Origin of the sequence: Nocardioides pinisoli (genome assembly GCF_024199985.1) — a bacterium.
Lineage (GTDB): Bacteria > Actinomycetota > Actinomycetes > Propionibacteriales > Nocardioidaceae > Nocardioides > Nocardioides pinisoli.
Genome location: NZ_JANARS010000004.1, coordinates 283,028 through 298,948, shown reverse-complemented (window position 1 = coordinate 298,948; position 15,921 = coordinate 283,028). Strand labels below are relative to the sequence as shown.

General features: G+C 73.2%; 17 protein-coding genes. 10 read left to right on the top strand and 7 right to left on the bottom strand.

The annotated features are described in order from the left end of the window. Positions 1-12: 12 nt before the first annotated feature. Positions 13-687, top strand: a complete 675-nt coding sequence (locus NCI01_RS10905; protein WP_254181503.1) for a ferritin-like fold-containing protein — start codon at positions 13-15, stop codon at positions 685-687. 87 nt (positions 688-774) lie between these two features. Here NCI01_RS10905 and NCI01_RS10900 read toward each other — a convergent pair whose 3' ends face one another. From NCI01_RS10900 to NCI01_RS10885, 4 genes are all read right to left on the bottom strand, one after another. Continuing rightward, positions 775-1,059, bottom strand: coding sequence for a GlsB/YeaQ/YmgE family stress response membrane protein (locus tag NCI01_RS10900; RefSeq protein ID WP_254181502.1), 285 nt, complete (start codon positions 1,057-1,059; stop codon positions 775-777). A gap of 145 nt (positions 1,060-1,204) precedes the next feature. Beyond that, the gene (locus NCI01_RS10895; protein WP_254181501.1) at positions 1,205-1,423 is read right to left on the bottom strand and encodes a DUF3107 domain-containing protein; all 219 of its coding nucleotides are present in this window, start codon (positions 1,421-1,423) and stop codon (positions 1,205-1,207) included. Between the two features lie 51 nt (positions 1,424-1,474). Further along, positions 1,475-2,062: a TetR/AcrR family transcriptional regulator gene (locus tag NCI01_RS10890; RefSeq protein WP_254181674.1), complete on the bottom strand. Its 588-nt coding sequence runs from the start codon at positions 2,060-2,062 to the stop codon at positions 1,475-1,477. A 245-nt stretch (positions 2,063-2,307) separates the two neighbouring features. Beyond that, entirely contained in the window at positions 2,308-4,584 is a 2,277-nt protein-coding gene (locus NCI01_RS10885) for an immune inhibitor A domain-containing protein (protein WP_254181500.1), read from the bottom strand. Between the two features lie 306 nt (positions 4,585-4,890). Here NCI01_RS10885 and moeZ point away from each other — a divergent pair, with 306 nt between their 5' ends. The 9 genes from moeZ (at position 4,891) to NCI01_RS10840 (ending at position 12,076) form a co-directional block, all read left to right on the top strand. Further along, positions 4,891-6,105: an adenylyltransferase/sulfurtransferase MoeZ gene (gene moeZ / locus NCI01_RS10880; RefSeq protein ID WP_254181499.1), complete on the top strand. Its 1,215-nt coding sequence runs from the start codon at positions 4,891-4,893 to the stop codon at positions 6,103-6,105. Between the two features lie 37 nt (positions 6,106-6,142). Beyond that, positions 6,143-7,012, top strand: a complete 870-nt coding sequence (locus tag NCI01_RS10875; protein WP_254181498.1) for a serine protease family protein — start codon at positions 6,143-6,145, stop codon at positions 7,010-7,012. Positions 7,013-7,085: 73 nt separating this feature from the next. Continuing rightward, positions 7,086-7,877, top strand: a complete 792-nt coding sequence (locus NCI01_RS10870; RefSeq protein ID WP_254181497.1) for a DUF4129 domain-containing protein — start codon at positions 7,086-7,088, stop codon at positions 7,875-7,877. Beyond that, positions 7,874-8,311 carry a hypothetical protein gene (locus NCI01_RS10865; protein WP_254181496.1) on the top strand — a complete coding sequence of 146 codons (438 nt, stop codon included), beginning with the start codon at positions 7,874-7,876 and terminating at the stop codon, positions 8,309-8,311. The genes NCI01_RS10870 and NCI01_RS10865 overlap by 4 nt, the downstream gene beginning before the upstream one ends. Then, positions 8,298-9,281 (top strand): AAA family ATPase, encoded by a 984-nt coding sequence (locus NCI01_RS10860; protein WP_254181495.1) that lies wholly within the window; start codon positions 8,298-8,300, stop codon positions 9,279-9,281. Before NCI01_RS10865 ends, NCI01_RS10860 begins: the two co-directional genes overlap by 14 nt. Then, positions 9,278-10,558, top strand: a complete 1,281-nt coding sequence (locus NCI01_RS22730) for a DUF58 domain-containing protein (protein WP_254181494.1) — start codon at positions 9,278-9,280, stop codon at positions 10,556-10,558. The genes NCI01_RS10860 and NCI01_RS22730 overlap by 4 nt, the downstream gene beginning before the upstream one ends. Then, the gene (locus NCI01_RS10850; RefSeq protein WP_254181493.1) at positions 10,558-11,064 is read left to right on the top strand and encodes a hypothetical protein; all 507 of its coding nucleotides are present in this window, start codon (positions 10,558-10,560) and stop codon (positions 11,062-11,064) included. The genes NCI01_RS22730 and NCI01_RS10850 overlap by 1 nt, the downstream gene beginning before the upstream one ends. Next, the gene (locus NCI01_RS10845; RefSeq protein ID WP_254181492.1) at positions 11,061-11,393 is read left to right on the top strand and encodes an MGMT family protein; all 333 of its coding nucleotides are present in this window, start codon (positions 11,061-11,063) and stop codon (positions 11,391-11,393) included. The genes NCI01_RS10850 and NCI01_RS10845 overlap by 4 nt, the downstream gene beginning before the upstream one ends. Before the next feature lie 5 nt (positions 11,394-11,398). After that, a complete protein-coding gene (locus tag NCI01_RS10840; protein ID WP_254181491.1) occupies positions 11,399-12,076 on the top strand; it encodes a lysophospholipid acyltransferase family protein in 678 nt (225 codons plus the stop codon). 146 nt (positions 12,077-12,222) lie between these two features. Here the strand turns inward: NCI01_RS10840 and NCI01_RS10835 are convergent, their stop codons facing one another. The 3 genes from NCI01_RS10835 to NCI01_RS10825 are packed head-to-tail and all read right to left on the bottom strand — an operon-like array spanning position 12,223 to position 15,832. Beyond that, on the bottom strand, positions 12,223-13,620 hold the full coding sequence (locus NCI01_RS10835) for a YlbE family protein (RefSeq protein WP_254181490.1): 1,398 nt from the start codon (positions 13,618-13,620) through the stop codon (positions 12,223-12,225). Further along, complete coding sequence (locus NCI01_RS10830) at positions 13,617-15,101, bottom strand: AllF/FdrA family protein (RefSeq protein WP_254181489.1); 1,485 nt, start codon at positions 15,099-15,101, stop codon at positions 13,617-13,619. The genes NCI01_RS10835 and NCI01_RS10830 overlap by 4 nt, the downstream gene beginning before the upstream one ends. Further along, the gene (locus NCI01_RS10825) at positions 15,098-15,832 is read right to left on the bottom strand and encodes an oxamate carbamoyltransferase subunit AllH family protein (RefSeq protein WP_254181488.1); all 735 of its coding nucleotides are present in this window, start codon (positions 15,830-15,832) and stop codon (positions 15,098-15,100) included. The genes NCI01_RS10830 and NCI01_RS10825 overlap by 4 nt, the downstream gene beginning before the upstream one ends. Positions 15,833-15,921 lie beyond the last annotated feature (89 nt).

The following is a 15,921-nucleotide window of genomic DNA, read 5'->3' as shown; positions in this document are numbered from 1 at the left end:
TAGGCTGCGAACATGACGGAATCGCCCGACGAGGACTACCGCCGCGCCGCCGTCGACCTCCTCGCGGCCATCGCCTACGGCGAGCTGTCGGCGTTCGAGCGCCTCGTCGAGGACGCGAAGATGGCCCCCGGGATCGACGACAAGATCGCGATCGGGGCGATGGCCACCGCCGAGTTCGCCCACCTGCAGAAGCTCGTCGCCCGCCTCGAGCAGCTCGGCGCCGACCCGGCCGAGGCGATGCAGGTCTTCCGGCCCAGCTTCGACAGCTTCCACGCCCACACCGCGCCCTCCGACTACTACGAGGGCCTGATCAAGGCCTACGTCGGCGACGGGCTCGCCGCCGACTTCTACCGCGAGATCGCGGCCTACCTCGACGCCGAGACCCGCGAGGTCATCATCGCCTCGCTCGAGGACTCCGGGCAGACCGCCTTCATCGTGGAGCGGGTGCGCGCCGGCATCGCCGAGGACCACCGGCTCGGTGGACGGCTGGCCCTGTGGGGGCGCCGGCTGATGGGGGAGGCCCTCACGCAGGCCCAGCGCGTCGCCGGCGACCGTGACTCGCTCACCGCCCTGCTGGCCGGGGGAGTCGACCGACCGGGGCTCGACCTGGCCGCGCTCGGGCGGATGTTCGCCCGGCTGACCGAGCTGCACGCCGACCGGATGGCCCGGCTCGGCCTCGAGGCCTGAGCCCGGCCCCGAGGCTGGACGTCCCGCAGACGTGACGAGGCCCCGCATCCGGCGGATGCGGGGCCTCGTGCTGTCGTGCGGGTCGTGTCAGAGCCGCGTGCGGTTGCCGGTGTTGCGACCGGTCACCGTCGAGGCGATCACGACCAGGACGGCCGCGGTCAGGACCGCGACGATCCAGCGGACCCAGTCGACACCGCCCGAGCCGTCGCCGCCGAACAGGGAGTAGATCCAGTAGCCCAGCAGCACGCCGCCGATGCCGCACAGGATCGTGAGCCAGATGGGGATGTTGTCCTTGTCGCCGGGGGCGACGAGCTTTCCGAGCAGACCGATGATCGCTCCGATGATGAGGAGGACGATGAGATCTACGACCATGATGGGCCACCTTTCGTTGTCACGAGCTCGTGACGGGAGTGCCGGCAGTGCGTGCCGACTCGCTCATCATGTTCCCCCCCGGGGCCCCGGATCAATCTGGCGCGCCCCTAGGGATGGGGCGTCGTCACCCCCTGCGGTGGGCGCCTCAGCGGAAGCCGACGGTGCTGGAGCTCGGCGAGCCGAGCTCGACGTAGGCGATCTTGTCCGCGGGCACGACCACCGAGCGGCCCTTGGTGTCGGACAGCCGGAGCACGCCGCCACCGGACAGCGCCTCGGTCAGGCGGGTCTCGATGTCCTCGGGCGTGCTGTCGGTGTCGAGCACCAGCTCGCGCTGCGCGTGCTGCACGCCGATCTTGACCTCCACGATGTTGCTCCTCAGCTCAGGGGTGTTGGGTGACGTGTCGATGATGCCGGGTCAGTGGTCGTCGGTCATCGGGTAGCCCCGGATGCCGCGCCAGGCCAGGCCGGCGATCAGCGTCGCCGCGTCGTCCTGGGCGATCTGGCCGCCGCCCGCGAGCCAGAACCGTGCGGAAACCTGCGCCATTCCCACGAGCGACACCGCGAGCAGCTCGGAGGCCTCGTCGGGCAGGCCCGTGTCGGTGCGGATGACGTCGGCGATCATCGACGCGCACTCGGTGGTCACCCGGTCCACGCGCTCGCGCACGTCGGGCTCGCTGGTGAGGTCGGACTCGAAGACCAGCCGGAACGCGCCCTCCTCGGAGGCGACGTAGCTGTAGAACACCCTCATCGTCGCCGTGACGCGGTCCCGGTTGTCGGTGGTGGAGGCCAGCGCCTCGCGGCAGTTGTCGATGATCAGGTCGCAGGAGGTGTCGAGCAGCGCCAGGTAGAGGTCGAGCTTGCCGGGGAAGTGCTGGTAGAGCACGGGCTTGGACACCCCGGCGCGGTCGGCGATGTCGTCCATCGCGGCCGCGTGGTAGCCCTGGGCCACGAAGACCTCGAGCGCCGACTCGAGCAGCTGCACGCGACGCTCGCGCCGCGGCATCCGGCCGCCGCGCGGTCGTGGGTGGACGCCTTCGGACGTGGTGTCGGTGCTGCCTGCGGTCACGTCGTGCTCCTGTTGCCGGGGGTGAGCGGGAGTGGTGCTCGGGCCCTGCGACCCGGAGGTACTGCCGGGTAGGGCCACCGCGAGCCTATCCGCAGCCGGACACGCGAGGAGGGACCCCGGTCGTGCCGGAGTCCCTCCCGCGTGTGCCGAGCCGATCGGACGACCGGCTCAGGGTGACCGCCTCAGTAGGTGACGTCCACGAGCATGGTGCGGCTGGTGGCGTCCACGCTGGTGACCGTGGCCTTCACGCCCTCCCCGGCGACCTTCACCGAGTTCTGCGGGTTGTCGGCCTCGTCGTAGTAGGTCGAGACCAGGGTGTCGTCGAAGGTGGCCTGCTGCTTCACGACGCCCGAGCAGGTCTCGAGCGTCGTGTAGCCCTCGGCGTTGTCGGCCGCGACCTGCTTGTGCAGGCAGGTCCGGTCGATCGTGTCGAGGCCGAAGGTGGCGTCGAACGGCTCGCGGCGGTTGGTCGGGCTGGTGCCGTCGCTGTAGGTGAACGAGTCGGGCGTGGCGTCGACCGGCAGGGCGTAGCCCGAGCCCGGGTGCACCGACGTGTTGTTGTCGGCCGTGGTCGGGTCGACCAGCCACACGAGCATGCCGTCCTGGAAGTCGAAGAACTCCACCCAGTTGGGCCGGGTGACGCCCTCGGAGAAGTTGTACGGGCCCTCCGCCAGGGTGGCGTCGTAGCCGACGTACTGCCGGTTCTCGATGAGGTAGTAGCGGTTGTCCGACACCGTCTCGGTGCCGGTCGAGCGCTTCCAGCCCTTCGCGGTCCAGCCCGGCGCCTCGGTCTCGACGTCGTCGGTGAACGTGGTCCGGTCGGCCTTCACCGAGATGTTGTCGAGGAACGCACCGGCCTCGTTGACGCCGCCGTCGGTGGCGTAGCGGAACCGGAACTTCGTGGCCTGGCCGGCCGGCTTGTAGCTGAAGCGAAGGCCGCCCCAGCGGGTCTTGGAACCGGTGAGGCCGCGACCGATCGTGGTCCACGTGCTGCCGCCGTCGGTGGAGTACTGGGCGTAGAGGAAGTCGTAGCCCTGCTCGATGTCGTACCAGGCGTCGGCGGTGACGGTGACCGAGCTGGCAGCGGGCACGTCGCGGGTCAGCGTGTTGCGCAGCTCGTCGCCGCGACCGGACCACCAGGCGTAGTCACCACCGGGGATGTCGACCTGGGCCTGCGTGGTCGTGGCCGTGGGCAGGTTGACCTTGACCGCCTGGTAGGCGCCGTCGACCTGCTTCTCCGACGGGCTGAGCGCGATGCTGCGGGTGCCCTCGCCCTTGTCGACCTCGGTGTACTTCAGCCAGCCGAGGAAGAGCTTCTCCTCCGGGCCGAAGCTGCCCGGGTGGGTGCCGATGCCCTCGTCCGCGCCGCCGTGGCCGAGCCACGAGCCGGACGACATCGTGGTCCAGAACGACGAGCCGTTGTCGCCGCCGTTGGTGTCGTAGAAGTCGGGCAGGCCGAGGTCGTGGCCGTACTCGTGGGCGAAGACGCCCAGGCCGCCGTTCTCGGGCTCGACGGTGTAGTCGCCGATGAAGTAGTCGGTGTCGCCGATCCGGGCGCCGCCGTTGAGGTTGGGCGTGCCGCCGACCGACGGGCCCTCGGACCCGGCCGTGGTCGGGTAGGCGTACCAGCGGTGCGACCAGATCGCGTCCGGGTCGGCGCCGGCCTCCTCGCCCTCGCCCGCGTGGACGGCCTGGAAGTGGTCGATGTAGCCGTCCGGCTCGTCGAAGTCGCCGTCCTCGTCGAAGTCGTAGCGGTCCCAGACGTCGAACTGGGCGAGGTAGTCGTTGAGCTCCGCGGTGCTCTTGCCGGACGAGGTCGCCCAGGCGTCCGCGGTGTCGTCGATGAAGGACCACGAGCCGCCGTCGTCCTCGACCGCGTTGTCGCCGTACGTCGACGCGTTGCCGGGGACGGTCACCCAGTCCTCCGTGGTCACGTCGACGCTGTAGGCGCCGCTGGACTGGGCCTCGTAGAAGCTCTTCATCGACTCGCCGGAGCCGTTGAAGAGCTCGTCGTAGTAGGCCTTGTCGTAGGACTCCTCCCACGTCGTGGAGTTGTCCTGGGTGCGGTCGGGCCTCGGGATCTCGTTGTGCACCGGGCCGGGCGTCAGGCCGAGCTTCTTCGAGCCCTCGGTGCCGAACTCCGAGAGGATCGTCCAGATCTTGTCGGTGCCGGTCTCGCCGAGCTCGACGAACTCGCCGTCGGCGACCTCGACGACCTGGCTGCCGTCAGCCTGGGTGCGGGCCTCGGCCGATCCGTTCTCGACCATCGCGCGAGCCTTAGCCTTGAGGCGGGCCTGCTTCCTGATCTGCGGCGACGTGCGGTTGTCGGGCTTGGCCCGGACCTGCTCCGAGGACGCCGGTGCGCCGTCGGAGGGGACTGCTGCCGCAGGGAGGGCGGCCACGCCGAGGGCGAGGCACGCCGTGCCGGCCACGAGGCCGGGGAGTGACTTCTTCTTCACAGGGAGTTCTCCGTGTTCCGAGAGGTGGGGGGATGGTGGTGCACGACCCAGGAGAGCCACCGGAGTGGCCCCCGAGGGTCACCAGCGGGCTACTCCACCCCACGCGACGCGGGTCTGGCAAGGAAAACTTTCGCGTTCCACCCCAGAGGCCGAAGATGCTGCGGCGGCAGCACGCGGGACCGGGCGGCCGAGTCCGGATCGCGGGACCGGTCGGGCCCGGCCTCGGGTCGGAGGGACCATGGCGGGGAACAGAGCCGGCCGAGCGACGGTTGTGCCTGGTCCGAAGTCCGTCACGAAGGAGTCACCGTGTCGTCCAACCAGTCCGGAGTGGCCGCGCTCGTCGAGCCGGCCGCCGAGCTCACCACCGACGAGGTGCGCCGCTACAGCCGCCACCTGATCATCCCCGACGTGGGCATGGCCGGGCAGAAGCGGCTGAAGAACGCCAAGGTGCTCGTCATCGGTGCCGGCGGCCTGGGCTCGCCCGCCCTGCTCTACCTGGCCGCGGCCGGCGTCGGCACGCTCGGCATCGCGGAGTTCGACGAGGTCGACGAGTCCAACCTGCAGCGCCAGATCATCCACGGCATGTCCGACATCGGCCGCTCGAAGGCCGAGTCCGCCAGGGAGTCGATCGCCGAGGTCAACCCCTACGTCGAGGTCGTCGTGCACGACGAGCGCCTCGACAACGACAACGTCCTCCAGGTCTTCGAGGGCTACGACCTCATCGTCGACGGCACCGACAACTTCGCGACCCGCTACATGGTCAACGACGCCGCCTACTTCCTGAAGATCCCCTACGTCTGGGGCTCGATCTACCGCTTCGACGGCCAGGCGTCCGTCTTCGCCCCGACCCTCGCCGACGACGCGCCCTGCTACCGCTGCCTCTACCCCGAGCCCCCGCCGCCGGGCATGGTCCCGAGCTGCGCCGAGGGCGGCGTGCTCGGCGTGCTGTGCGCGAGCATCGGCTCCATCCAGGTCAACGAGGCGATCAAGCTGATCACCGGCATCGGTGACCCCGCCATCGGCAAGCTCGTCATCTACGACGCCCTCGAGCTCGAGTGGCGCAAGCTCAAGGTCCGCAAGGACCCGAGCTGCGCCCTGTGCGGCGACAACCCCACGGTCACCGGCCTCATCGACTACGACGCCTTCTGCGGCGCGGTCTCCGACGAGGCGGCCGAGGCCGCCGCCGGCTCGACGATCTCGGTCACCCAGCTCGAGGCGATGCTCAAGGAGCGCGAGGAGGGCACCCGCGACTTCGAGCTCATCGACGTCCGCGAGCCCAACGAGTTCGAGATCAACCGGATCCCCGGTGCCAGACTGGTCCCCAAGGGCGAGTTCCTCAACGGCAACGCCCTCGGTGACCTGCCCAGCGACAAGCCGATCGTGCTGCACTGCAAGTCGGGCGTCCGCTCGGCCGAGGTGCTCGCCATCGTCAAGGGCGCCGGTTACGCCGACGCCGTGCACGTGGGCGGCGGCGTCGTGGCCTGGGTGAGCCAGATCGACCCCAGCCAGCCGGCGTACTGACGCGTAACCCCTCCCAGCGCACGTCGTTGGGAGGGGCATGCGTACTCCCACGAAGGTCCTGACCCTGGCCGCGGCCGGCCTCGTGGCCGCAGCCGCCACCAGCGCCCCGGCGACCGCCGCCCCGAAGAAGCAGGCGCGCGCCCAGTGGGCACCCGCCGCCTCGGCGGCCATCCACCCGGGCGTGCAGATGTACACCGAGGGCGCCCAGTGCACCGCCAACTTCGTCTACACCGACACGGCCGGCACGACGTACGTCGGCTATGCCGCGCACTGCGCCGGCACCGGTGAGGCGACCGACACCAACGGCTGCGACGCAGGGTCCCTGCCGCTCGGCACGAAGGTCGACTTCGTCGAGGGCGGGTCGCTGGTGTCCGAGGGCACCAGGGTCGGCGGCGGCACGCTCGTCTACTCCTCGTGGCTGGCGATGCAGCGCAACGGCGAGACCGACGAGAACGCCTGCGCCTACAACGACCTCGCGCTGGTGAAGGTCGACGCCGCCGACACCGGCAAGGTCAACCCGTCGGTGCCCTTCTGGGGCGGCCCGGTCGCGGTCAACACCAGCGGCACCGCCGCAGGCGACACCGTCTACTCCTACGGCAACTCCAGCCTCCGGGCGGGCATCGAGCAGCTCTCGCCCAAGCAGGGCACGAGCCTCGGCACCGAGGGCGAGGGGTGGTCGCACCCGGTCTACACCGTGACCGCGGGCGTCCCCGGCGACTCCGGGTCGGCCTTCCTCGACGCCGATGGGAACGCGCTCGGCACGCTGTCCACCCTGGCCCTGGCGCCGCTCGCCGGGTCCAACGGCGTCGGCGACCTGGCCCACGAGCTGGCCTACGCCCAGGCGACGAGCGGCATCGCCGGCCTGCGCCTGGTGCCGGGCACGGAGCCCTTCAGCCCGATCCTCTGACCTGCCCGAGGCGCCTGCCCCCACCAGGCGTGCCCCCCTCGCATGGCGCGACCCCGTCACCTAGGGTCGCGCCATGCGTGCGTTCGGGGACTGGCCGCCCGGCCTGCGCGCCGTCGTCGCCGTGGCCGGCACCTGCCTGCTGATGGTCCTCGTCGCGTGGGCCACGCTGCTCGGCCCCGACCAGGTCTTCACCGGCCCCGGACCGCGCCCGGCCACGACCACCACCGAGACGTGCATCCCGCTGCCCGTGACCACCGACCCCGACGGCACCACCACGGTCGAGATCCCGGACGACGTCGCCGAGCGGCCCTACTGCGACCCGCCGCTGGAGTTCGGCGGCGGCGGCGAGGAGGTGGTCGAGCGGCCACCGCCGGTGTGGGTCGAGGTCGTCATCTGGATCCTGCTGGCGACGATGGCCGCCGTCGTGGCCGCGCTCCTCCTGTGGCTCCTCGCGGCCGTCCTGCGGGAGATCCGTGCGCGCCGCATCCGCGCCGAGGAGCGCGAGGACGTCCGCTTCACCGTGCTCGACGAGCCGACGCGGGTCGCGGAGCAGGTGGCCGCCGACGCCGGCGAGCAGGAGACCCTGCTGCTCGCGGGGGACCCCCGCAACGCGATCGTCGCCGCCTGGCACCGCTTCGAGGTCCAGGGCGAGCGAGCCGGCGTGGCGCGCCGGGTCGCGGAGACGTCGTCCGAGTACGCGCTGCGCATCCTCGACCTCGCCGACGCCGACACCGGCCCGGTCAACCGCCTCGCCGAGCTCTACCGCGAGGCCCGCTTCTCCGACCACCCGGTCACCGAGCAGCACCGCGCGGAGGCGCTCGCCGCCCTGGCCGGCATCAGGCGCAGCCTCGGGGCACGCACGTGAGCCGGCTTCCCACCCGGTGGCGTGGACGCCTGACCGGCGGCATCGCCCTGGCCGCCATCGGCTACGTCGTCACGCTCCTGCTCGACATGGAGCCGCGGCCGCTGCCCTACGCGGTGTGGTCGGTCGTCGTGCTGACGATGGCCTTCCTCGTCATCGACACCGTCGACGTCCCCGCCGCGCAGTGGCAGCAGGGGCCCCCGCCGTCGACCGACCGGGTCGACGAGGCCACGTCCGACCTGCGCGTGCTCTCCAGCCACCAGCAGACCGACGACCCCTCCGACGCGCTGGCGCGCCGGCTCGTGGCACTCGCCCGGGGTCGCGACCCCGCCCTCGGCGACGCCGTCGAGCGCGAGCTCGCCGGGGCCCGGCGCATCCCACCGGCCGACATCGACCGCATCCTGACCCGAATCGAGGACTTCCGTGACCGAAGCTGACCCCCGCACCGACCCGACCCAGGTGGCGGAGTTCGCCGAGCGAGTCCTCGACGAGGTGGGCCGCGCGGTGGTGGGCAAGCGCGAGGTGCTGGCCCTGGTCCTCGCCGGCATCCTGGCCAAGGGCCACGTCCTGCTGGAGGACTTCCCCGGCCTCGGCAAGACCCTGGCCGCACGGTCCTTCGCCGGCGCCCTCGGGCTCGACTTCTCCCGCGCCCAGTTCACCCCCGACCTGCTGCCGGCGGACCTCACCGGCTCCTACGTCTACGACCAGCGCCGCGCGGAGTTCGACTTCCGCGCCGGCCCGGTCTTCGCCGGCCTGCTGCTGGCCGACGAGATCAACCGCACCCCGCCGAAGACGCAGGCAGCGCTGCTCGAGGCGATGCAGGAGGGCCAGGTGACCGTCGAGGGCCAGACGCACCTGCTGCCGAGCCCGTTCCACGTCCTGGCCACCGCCAACCCGGTGGAGTACGAGGGCACCTACCCGCTGCCCGAGGCGCAGCTCGACCGGTTCCTCCTCCGCGTCGGCTTCGGCTACCCGAGCGCGGCGGAGGAGCACGACGTGCTGCGCCGCCGCCTCGACCGCCAGCGCGAGGAGGTCGACATCGTGCAGGTCTCCGACGCGAGCGGGCTGGCGGCGGTCCAGGCCGCCGTCGAACGGGTCGTCGTGGATGAGTCGGTCGCGCGCTACTGCGTCGCCCTGGTGTCGGCGACCCGCGACCACGCCGACGTGCTCACCGGCGCCTCTCCGCGCGGCAGCCTCGGCCTGGTGCTCACCGCTCGTGCGTGGGCCGCGATCCGCGGTCGCGACTACGTCGTGCCGGAGGACGTCAAGGCGGTGGCGCGCGCCGTGCTGGCGCACCGGATCACGGTCAAGCCGGACCTCTGGATGACGCAGGCGTCCGGCACCCGGGTGGTGGACGCAGTCCTGTCCTCCGTCGCGGCGCCGCGCACGCTGGAGCCGCACCGGTGACCTCCTGGCGGCCGACCCCCGCGCTCGTCCGGGCCTGCCTGCTCGCGCTCGGCGGCATCGCCGGCGGGATCGTGCTGGGCCAGGAGGTGCTGGTGGTGCTGGCCGCCCCCTTCGTCGTCCTCGCCGCGGTGGGCCTCGCGTCGCGACCCCGCCAGGCCCCGCGGGTCGTCGCCCGCCTCGACCACCACCGGCTCCACGAGGGACAGGGCACGACCTCGCGGCTCGAGGTCGACGACCTCACCGGGGTCGAGCACGTCACCCGGGTCGGCACCCGCACGGCCCACGTGGCCACCTCGCCGACCTACGGGGCGGCGGGCTCGCTCGTCGCCGACGGCCTGCCCGGCCTCGAGTTCAGCCCCCGCCGGTGGGGGCGGCGCTCGGTCGGCGCCGAGCGCGTCGCCCTCACCAGCGCCTGGGCCGGGTGGCGCTGCGGGCCGCTCGACCTCCCCGAGAGCGGGCTCGTCGTGCTGCCCCAGCGAGCGCCGTACGACAGCCGCGCGGAGGTGCCGCAGCCTGACGGCCTGGTCGGGCGGCACCGGTCGCGGCGGGTGGGCAGCGGCACCGAGCTCGAGGGCATCCGGCCCTTCGTCGCCGGCGACCGCCTCAAGCGCATCACCTGGCCGGTGTCGCTGCGCACCGGCGAGCTGCACGTCGTCACCACCCGCGCGGAGCAGGACGCGGGCGTGTGGCTCGTCGTCGACGGCCTGCGCGACCTCGGGGTCTCCGGCGGCATCGACGGCGCCGCGAGCACCCTCGACCTGACCGTCCGGGCGGCCGCGGCGCTGGCCGAGCACCACGTGCGCACCGGCGACCGGGTCGGGCTGCTCGTGGTGGCCGCCGACGGCTCGCGAGTGCCGCTCGGGTCCGGTCCGCGCCACCTCCAGCGACTCCACGGGACGCTCGCCCGGGTGCGCTCCGGTGCGCGGGGCACTGCCCCGGAGCGGCTCGACCTCGGCGCCGGCACCGGCAGCGTGGTCCACGTGCTGTCGCCGATGCTCTTCACGCCGCTCGTCACCGCCACCGCCAGCCTGCAGCGCAGGGGCGCGTCGGTGGTCGTGATCGACACCCTCGGTGGCGCCCTCGACGCCCCCGAGGGCGCCGACCGGCTCGCGCTGCCCGCCCTGGCGGCGCGGATGCGGAGGATCGAGCGGGACGACCGGCTGCGACGCCTGGCCGAGCTCGGGACGCCGGTGGTGCCGTGGCGCGGGGCGCGCACGCTCGACACGGTCCTGCAGCAGCTGGCGCGCCGCGAGCGGGTGCCGAAGGTGCGCACGTGATGCGCGCGCTCCGTCCCGGGGTCACCGTGCCCGTCGTCGTGCTGCGCGCGCTGCTGCTCGTGCTGCCGTGCGCGGCGCTGGCGCTCGCCCTCCCGCAAGTGCCCCACGGGTGGGTGGTCATCGGCGTCGTGCTGTCCGCGGCTGCCTGGGCGTGGCTGCCCGACCACGCCGTGGGCGTCGTGCCGCTCGTGCTCGTCGGTGGGTGGTGGGCCGTGCACGACGTCGTCGACTGGCGGGTGCTGGCGGTCGGCGCGCTGCTCGTCGCCGCGCACGTCTGCGCCACCCTGGCGTCGTACGGCCCCTCGACGCTCGCGGTCGACCCGCGCCTGGCGCGGGTGTGGCTCGCCCGGGGCGCGCTGGCACTCGTCCCGCTCCCGGTCACCTGGCTCGCCGTCCGCGGCCTCGACCCCGGGCTGGCGCCGTCGTGGCTGTGGCTCGTGGCCGCGGCGACGACCGTCGGCCTCCTGCTGGTCACCGCCCGCCTGGTCCGCCCGGAGGCGCGATGACGACCGAGGAGGAGCGCGAGCTCTACGCCGAGCTCGTGCTGCAGTGCGCCGAGTCGGTCCCGCGCGGGCGGGCGACGACCTACGGCGCGATCGCCGACGTGGTCGGGGAGCGGCTCGGGCGGGGTGGTCCGCGCCTGGTCGGGTCGGTGCTCGCCGCGCACGGGGGCGGCGTGCCGTGGTGGCGCGTGGTCCGGGCGGACGGCTCCCTGCCGCCGTCCCACGGCGACGAGGCCCGGCAGGCCTACCTCGAGGAGGGCACCCCGCTGCGCCCGAGCGGGGCCGTGGATCTGACACGTGCGTTCTGGCAGCCCCGGCTCGGGGCACAATGACCGCCATGCTCTACACGGTCGCGCACGGCGTCATCCCCCCGCTCGCCCGTGCCGTGTGGCGCCCGGTGGTCGAGGGCCTGCACCACGTGCCCTCCACAGGACCGGTCATCGTGGCCAGCAACCACCTCTCCTTCTTCGACAGCGTCGTCATCCCGGTCGTCGTGCCGCGCAAGGTCGTCTTCCTGGCCAAGTCCGACTACTTCACCGGCACCGGGGTCAAGGGCACGCTCACCCGGGCGTGGTTCGAAGGCCTCGGCATGCTGCCCGTCGACCGCGACGACACCAGGGCCGCGATCGCCAGCCTCGACACCGCGCTGGACGTGCTGCGGCGTGGCGAGGCGTTCGGGATCTACCCCGAGGGCACCCGCTCGCGCGACGGCCGGCTCTACCGCGGTCGCACCGGTGTCGCCCACCTCGCCCTGACGGCGGGGTGCCCGGTCGTGCCGGTCGGCCTGCAGGGCACGGAGGACATCCAGCCCGTCGGCTCCAACCGGCCGCGGCTCGGCAAGGTCGACGTGACCGTGCGCTTCGGTGAGCCGATCACCGCCGCGGGGGACTACGACGGCGTCCCGAGCGGCCGGGCGCGCCGCGAGCTGACCGACCGGATCATGGGCGCGATCGGCGCGCTCACCGGCCAGGAGCCGGCCGGCGTCTACAACGAGAGGTCCGCGCCCCCGGCCTGACGCCCGCTGATGGGCGGTGCGTGAGGGGGATTCTTCGGCCTCAGACTCCCCGCCACGCACCGCCACGGCGCGTGTCGTCGTACGCCGCGCCCGTGGGCGGTGAGTGAGGAGGATCCCGCCGTCGTGAAGTCCTCCTCACGCACCGCTCAGGTGGGGACGCGCGCCGCGAGCGCGGCGAGCGCCTTCGGGAAGATCTCCGCGGGCGGCGTGACGAGCCCGGCGCCGACCTGGCCGACCCCCGCGACCGCGCCGGCCATGCCGGTGTTGATCTGCGGCAGGATGCCGGTGCGGCACACCTTCGTCACGTCGATGCCGGTGGGCGTGCCCTGGAACTCCAGCACGGGCACCGACCAGCGAGGGTTCTCCGCGAGGGTGATCTCGTGCATCCGGCGCGTGGTCGCGAGGGCGTCGGGCACCGAGCCGCCGACGAGGCGGACGATGGCCGGGGCGGTCGCCATCGCGAAGCCGCCGATGCCGGCGGTCTCGGTGATCGCTGAGTCGCCGATGTCGGGATTGGCGTCGTCGGGGCCGTAGTCGCCGAGGAAGAGGCCCTCGGCGACCTGCGCCGGGCCGGTGAACCACTCGTCACCCGTGCCGGAGACCTGGATGCCGAAGTCGGTGCCGTTGCGGGCCATCGCGACGACCATCGTCGAGCCCGGGACGTCGCGGCCGGCGTCGAGCGCGAGCTTGCAGGCGGGCATCGCGAGGTTGAGGAAGAAGTGGTCGTTGCCGCCGACGAAGCGCAGCGCGTCGGCCACGTCCTTGCCGGCGAAGCCGCCCGTCTCCAGGCTGGCCACCATCGCGGGGGAGAGGTCGCGCAGCAGCATCAGGGTGCCGGCGCGGTTGCGGTTGTGCGCCTCGTCGCCCATCTGCAGCATCTGGGTGAGGATGCCGGTGACGTCGGTCGCCTCGTCGGTGCCGCGCACCGCCGCCTGCAGCAGCGGGCCGAGCACGTCGCCCATCCAGCGCAGCCGGGTGAGGACCTCGGGGGAGTAGGCGCCGTAGCGCAGCACCTTGCCGAGACCCTCGTTGAGGGAGCAGTACGTCCGGCGCCCCGTCGCGCGGTCCTCGAGGACCCACATCCACATCGAGGGCGTGACGACGCCGGCCATCGGGCCGACGGCGCTGCGGTGGTGGCACGGTTCGAGGGTGACCGAGCTGCCTGACTCGAAGAGCGCGACGGCGTCCTCGGGGTCGTCGACGAGCCCCTCGAGCGCGGCGCCGCCCATGAGCGCGCCCCGCAGCGGGCCGGACGCGCGGTCCCACGTGATCGGCGGGCCGGCGTGCAGGAACTGGCCCTTCTCGAGGCCGAGCACCTCGGAGGCGGGTGCGACGTCGACGAGGTGGGCGGTGACACCGAGCATCGCCTCGACCGCCCGGCGGTTGGCCTCGGGTCGACGGGCGTCGGTGGCGACCGTCGCGAGGTCGGACTCCGTCCCCGGCATGGGCGGGCGCCAGTCGACGCGCTCGACGTCGACGGCCTGGCCGGCCACGGCGTCGGCGAACATGTCGGCCCCGACGGTGACGACGGTGGGCTGGCTCATCGGGCAGCTCCTTCGATCAGCTGGACGGCGCGGCGGGTGGCCGACGCGTTGGAGAGGTGGACCTCGGCGCCCGCGGCGACGAGGGCGTCCCGCTGGGCGTCGAGGCCCTGCGGGTCGAGGTCGGTGCCGACGAGGCTGACGACGACGGGGACCGGCCGGTCCCGGCGGGCCGCGGCGATCGCAGGGGCGAGCAGGGCTGCGGGGTCGGGCTCGGCGCCGTGGCCGAGGACGAGGTCCAGGAGGATCACCCCGGTCGCGGGGTCGGCGGCGGCCCGGGCGAGCTGCTCGTTGCGCAGGGTGGGGTCGATCATCGGGTGCGCCCGTCCCTGGGTCAGGGCGTCGTCGCCGAAGTCGACCATGGTGTGGTCGTCGACCATCAGCTCGTCACCGAGGGCGAGGTCGTCGGACAGCGGGATGTTGCTGCGGATCGGGCCGAGCGCCTCGGTGGCCAGCAGCATCGACTCGTCGCACAGGGTGCCGCCGACGAAGAGCCCACGCAGCAGCGGGCCGGTCGCCGGACCGGTGTTGTCAGCACCGTGGACCGGCCACTCGGGTGCCTCGTGCCCGAGTCGCAGGAGGACAGCCTCGGCGACCGCGCTCAGGTCGCGCTGGCCGCGGCCCAGGAGCCCGAGCTCGACGGGGGTGCCGAGGGCCTGCGTGTCGCGCGTGAGCGCCTCGGCCACCTCCTCGGCGGGCGGCTTGGACACCACCACGACCAGGTCGACGTCGGGGTCGGCGTCGAGGCGGCGCAGGGCCTCGCGGGTGGCGAGACCGCCGACGGCCGCCGACAGGTCGCGACCGCCCACACCGAGCGCATGACGCACCCCGACCCCGTCGGCACTCGCACCGGCGTGGTGGAGCAGGGCGAGGAGCTGCTGGCAGCCGGTGCCCGACGCGGCCACGATGCCGATCCGGCCCGGGCGGACCGCGTTGGCGAATCCCAGCCCGACGCCGTCGACGACCGCGGTGCCGCAGTCGGGGCCCATGACCAGCGCGCCGCGCGAGGCGGCGTACTGCTTGAGGGCGACCTCCTCGGCGAGCGGCACGTTGTCGCTGAAGACCATCACGTCGCGTCCTGCCTCGAGCGCGTCCATCGCCTCCACGGTCGCGCTGGCGCCGGGCACCGAGACGAGGGCGAGGGCGTCGACCCCGGTGCGCCGCAGCGCGCTCGCGGTGGTGCGCGGCGGCGCGACCGTGGTGTCGCCGGCCGCCTGCCGGACGGGTGCGAGGGCCGCGTCGACCACGCCTAGCGCCGCGGCGAGGTCGGCGTCGTCGTCGAGGCGGAGCGCGACGACCATGTCGTTGGGGGAGGAGGCGGGCACCTCGAAGCCCATGCCCTCGAGGACCTCGAGGTTGAGGCCGGTCGCCATCGCGACCTGGGCCGCCACGACACCGGGGCTGGCCTGGACGGCCCGGCTCACCTGCAGCAGCGTCACCGAGTCGGCGTACGCGCCGCTGCGGAGCTCGACGTGGTCCTTCATGCGACAACCCTCCGGGGTGTGGTGTGGTGCTCGATCGATGCGAGGGCCAGCCCGGCGCCGGCGAGGAGGCCGGCACCCGAGGTGGCGCCGACGGCCAGCAGCGCGTCGGCGGTGGAGTCGGTGGGCTCGGCGAGCCAGTCGGCGAGCTGGGGCAGCGCCTCGCCGCGGACGGCGCAGTCGAGCAGCGTGGCCGAGAGCAGGGTGGTGGCGCCGAGGCGTCGTCGCACGGCTGCCGCCAGCACCTCGTCCGGTCGGCCGAGCGCCACCCGGGTCGTGAGCCAGCCGGCCAGCACGTCGTCGCCGAGCGGCGTCAGGCCGGGCCCGCGGCCGAGGAGCCGGTCGAGGTGGGCCGTGGTGAGACGGCCGTCGACGGGGAGGTCGAGGTCGGACGTCATGGGAATCCTCGGTGCGAACCCCGGATCCTCATGACGTCCAACGCGGGACACCCGCGGGTCGACGAGCCGGGTCACCCGCACCGGCCGGTCACCGAGCAGCAGCCCGCCGTGGTTCACCCGCACCACGGGCTCGAGGACGGCGAGGTCGGGCAGCGTCGACCACAGCGCGCACGGCACCCGGGTCGCCGTCGCCGACACCAGGCCGAGGCACCAGCCGTCGAGGTCGACGTAGATCGCGGTGCTGCTCGCGTGCACGACCTCGCGGGGGCCGTCGGTCGCCTCGCGGAGGCGATCGTGAACCCGCTGGGGTGCCGCGACGGAGATCGGTCCGGACATCACTCCCCAGACGCTAACGGCTCGTGCGACACTCGCGAATGTGAGAACTTGTCGGACCAAGGGGCACATGTGGGCCAAGACTTGATAAG